The sequence below is a fragment of the Sanguibacter sp. Z41_6 genome (genome assembly GCF_059621145.1).
The window spans coordinates 1-4,137 of sequence record NZ_JCAQIF010000010.1 but is presented as its reverse complement, the minus strand read 5'-3'; the positions used below and the strand labels follow the sequence as shown (position 1 = coordinate 4,137).

The window sequence follows — 4,137 nt, the reverse complement described above, 5'->3', positions numbered from 1 at the left end:
GACGACCTTGTCCCCCGGGGCCGCCGCAGCGGGCTCAGGCGTGACTTTCATACCGTGCTCCTTCATCGAAGGGACCCCGTGGGGCGCCGGTGTCTCAGGACACTGGCGCCCCACAGGGCCGGGTCGGGCTGAGGTCAGCTGTTCTCTTCGGCGTAGGCGTCCTTGGCCGCGTTGATCAGGTCGACGTAGGCGGGCAGGCCCTGCGCCTCGAGCTCAGCGACGTAGGAGTCCCACTCCGAGAGGTCACGGTCACCGAGGATGAACTGCAGGGTGGCAGTGTCCACGGAGTCCTTCAACGGCGTCCCCATGAGGGACGCCTGCTCCAGGTCGACCTCGTCGAGCGGGGCCGGCGGGAAGGGATCGCGCGGGGTGCGCGTCGCGAGCACCGTGTCGATGTAGTCGACGAACGCGGGCGCGTTGTAGGACTGCTTGAGCTCACGGGACTCGGTCGATGCAGCGAGGACGTCGTTGCCGTACCCGAGGTCGAGCTTGATGTCCGTGGTGCCGGTGTCCATGTTGAGGTTGTACGCGGCGTACTTGTACTCCGGGTTGAGCGTGTAGGTTCCGTCCTCACCCTTCGTGTACGTCTCACCCTCGACGCCCCACTGGATGAGGTCACGCGCCTCGGGGCTGTAGTACAGCCAGTCCATGAACTGGATCGTGCTGCACAGGTTCGGGTCGTCCTTCGCCTGGGCGGTGAGCATGAAGCCGCTCCAGAAGCCGCGGGAGCCGATGATCTTCCCAGCGGGGCCGCCGGGGGGCGCGACCATCTGGAGCTCGTAGTCCGTGACACCAGCCGCGTCGAGCGCGGAGGCGTACTCCTGGACCGTGCCGGAGGCACCCGAGGCCGCGAAGATCTTCTCGGCCGCGAACTTCTCCGCGACCGTGCCCATGCCGTCGTTCGGCGCGGTGAAGGACTCCGTGTCGAGCAGCCCCTTCTCGGCGAGACCGCTGAAGTACTCGATCATCACCTTGTACTCGTCCGAGGTGCCCGCGTACTCGAACTCCCCGGCCTCCTCGTCGAAGACCATGCCGGTGCCGAAGCCCCAGCCGCCGACGGTCCCGAAGGAGGGTGCCGACCAGTTGAGGATCGAGCCACCCTCGAAGCCGTCCCCGAGGGGCTTGCTGTCGGGGTACTTCTCCTTGATGAGCGCGAGGCCCGTCTCGAGCTCCTCCCAGGTCTCGGGAGCCGGGGCGCCGACCTCGTCGAAGATGTCCTTGCGGATGATGAGCGTGAACGTCGGCACCGAGACCTCCTGCAGGCCCGGGGTCATGTAGTACCGCCCGTCAGCCTGACGCAGGTTGTCGATCGCACCTTCGCCGTACCACTCGTTGAGGTACTTGTCGAAGTTGGGCATGTACTCGGCGTAGTCGCTCAGCGGCAGCGCCGCGCCGGACGCGGCGTACTGGCGCTCGTCACCCGCGTAGATGAGCGGGATCGCGGTGGGGGCCTCGCCGGCGCTGATGAGCAGGCCGCGCTTCTCGACCGCGTCGCTGAACGGGATGTGCGTCGTGACGATCTTGACGTTGGTGCGCTCCTCGATCTCGTCGAAGATCTCCCACGTGTCCTTGACGGGGGACTCGGGCCAGTCGGTCCAGAGCATGCTCACCTCCATCGGCTCCGGGTTCTTGAAGGTGGTGTCGGCCTTGTAGTCCTCCACGGCGCACGTGAGGTCGACGGGCCCGGCCTCGGTCGTGCCGCCACCTCCGCCTCCACCGTCGGAGCACGCGGCCAGGGCGAGCGCCGAGACGGCGGTGAGGGCCACCCCTCGGTAGAGCATCGCCGACCGGCGGGGTCGGGCGTTCTGGACGGGAACCATGATTCTCCTCATTGAGATCGGGGTGGTGTGTTGCTGGTCCGTGGTGGTGCTGGATCGGTGGTGATGCTGGTCCGTGCTGGTCCGTGGTGGTGCTGGATCGGCGGTGATGCTGGTCCGTGCTGGTCCGTGGTGGTGCTGGATCGGCGGTCATGGACGGTCAGGGCGGTACGCGCCATGTTTCGACGCCGTCCACGGGGCTGGGCGCCGGTCGCCCGGGCACCATTGCCCCATCCCACCCATTCCTCTGGCCTGCGGAATTGCTGCGAGAGATCGATCTCTCGGGACAGCATGCACAGTCCCCGCCCCTCTTGTCCACACAGCGTCGGGACCGAAACTGTTTCCGACCGCGAGGACCTGCTCGCCGGACGGACGATCCACGCAGATCGGAGATCTACACCGAGTCCCGGAGCGTCAGTGTCGCGGTCAGCACGACGTGCTGGGGCGGGGCCTGCGGGGAGGTGATCGCCTCCAGGATGAGATCCGCGGCCCGGCTGCCCATCTCCTGCAACGGCTGCCGCACCGACGTCAGCGGCGGGCTCGCCGTCGCCGCCACGACCGTGTCGTCGAACCCGACGACCGACACGTCCTGCGGAACGCGCAGGCCCGCGACCGCCAGCACCCGGAACGCACCGACGGCCATGAGGTCCGACTGGGCGAAGAGACCGTCGATCGGCCCGCCCTGCAGCAGCTGGGCAGCCGCGACCGCACCCGAGGCCATCGAATAGTCACCCCGTGCCGACGGCCCCGGCTCGATCCCCCACTCGGCCAGCTCAGCGAGGAACCCCCGGTGCCGCTCCGCCGCCGGGAAGTACCCCGCGGGGCCCTTGATCGTCGCGACCCGCACCCGCCCCGCCTCGAGCAACGCGCGCGTACCCAGTCGGGCACCCCCGTAGTGGTCCGCGTCCACCGACGTGACGTCCTCGGGCAGATCAGCGCGCGGCCGCCCGATGTACACGACTGGGATCCGCAGGTCGCGCAGGTTCCGGTACAGCCCCTCCGACTCCCGGGCGAGCACCACGATGGCCCCCTCGACGTGCCGCGAGGTGAGGTACCGCGCGAGGGAGCTGGGGTCCTTGCCGTCGTCGAGCAGCAGGACCGGTTGACGCCCGTGCGCGAACAACGTCGTCGTCGCCCCACGCAGGGGCGCCCCGACGAACGGACCGGACAACCCGTCCAGCTCACTGTGCGGGACCACCACCGCCACAGAGCCCGACGCACCCCCACGCAACGCACGGGCCGCCGCGTTCGTCTGGTAGTCGAGCGCCTTCGCCGCCTCCATCACCCGCCGAGCGAGCTCCGGGTTGACGTTGCCGTGTCCGGCCAGCACCCGCGACGCCGTCGCACGCGAGACACCCGCGGCCTTGGCCACGTCGATGAGGGTGGGAGGCCCGGGTGGTTGAGGCACGGGGGGTTGAGGCACGGGTGCATCGTGCCACCACTGCCCGCAGCCCGCACGTACCGGATGAAACCGGGCCGGGTGGCTCACGCGCCGATCAGCCGGGTCCTGGGGTTCTCCCGGGACGACCGTGCGCCGTCGCCCGCCGCGCCGGCGCGGAGCCGGCGGGCGGCGACGGGCTGAACCTGGTCAGGCCTCGTCGGGGCGCGTGAACCGCGCGACCACGTCCGTGACCACAGGGCGTGAGACGGCCTCGAGCATCGACACGAGCGCCCACGCGGCCAGCGCGAGGAGCACGTCCGACCCGAGCGTGGTGATGCCTGCCGCCACGACGAGCAGGGACCCGTGCACGAGGGTCACCCGCCACTGCGCCCCGAGCATGACGGCCGCGACCCGCGCGGCATCGCGGGTCCGGAACGACACGAACGACGTGATGACGAGCATCTGACCGGCCCACAGGACGAGCAGGACACCCAGCACGACGGCCAGCGGCCGGATGATCTGCGCGCCGGCCACCGTGCTGCTCGCCCAGATGTTGACGGCGAGCACGGCCGCCACGAGCAACGTCGGCACCCACCAGCGCAGGACGTCGAGGGTGTTCGCCCGCACGCCACGCACGAACAGCGCGAAGGGGCCCTCGTCCGGGTCCTTGCGCCACCCGCGGACGGCGTAGAGCCCGGCCGAGAGCACAGGTGCCACCGGGAGCTGGGCGAGCACGAAGAACGGCACGTTCGTGGACACCGGGGAGAGCAGGGTGAGCACGACGAGGGTCGGTGCGACCCCCAGGATCAGGCAGAGGCCCAGGCCCATGTGGTGGTAGACCGCCTGGGCGAGCTGCGTCAGCGGGCCGGTCCTGTCGGGACCGGTCCCGACAGGACCGGTCCCGGAACCGGGGTGGTGCGAGGTCATCCCTTGACCGAG

The 4,137-nt window shown here is 69.8% G+C and carries 3 protein-coding genes; all 3 read right to left on the bottom strand.

Annotated elements, in window-relative coordinates; translation table 11 throughout:
- Positions 1-134: 134 nt before the first annotated feature.
- Positions 135-1,820, bottom strand: coding sequence for an ABC transporter substrate-binding protein (locus AC54T1_RS14465; RefSeq protein WP_496912369.1), 1,686 nt, complete (start codon positions 1,818-1,820; stop codon positions 135-137).
- 391 nt (positions 1,821-2,211) lie between these two features.
- Positions 2,212-3,189, bottom strand: coding sequence for a LacI family DNA-binding transcriptional regulator (locus tag AC54T1_RS14460; RefSeq protein WP_496912368.1), 978 nt, complete (start codon positions 3,187-3,189; stop codon positions 2,212-2,214).
- A 216-nt stretch (positions 3,190-3,405) separates the two neighbouring features.
- Positions 3,406-4,137: hypothetical protein (locus AC54T1_RS14455; protein ID WP_496912367.1), on the bottom strand; the 732-nt coding region annotated here is incomplete at its 5' end.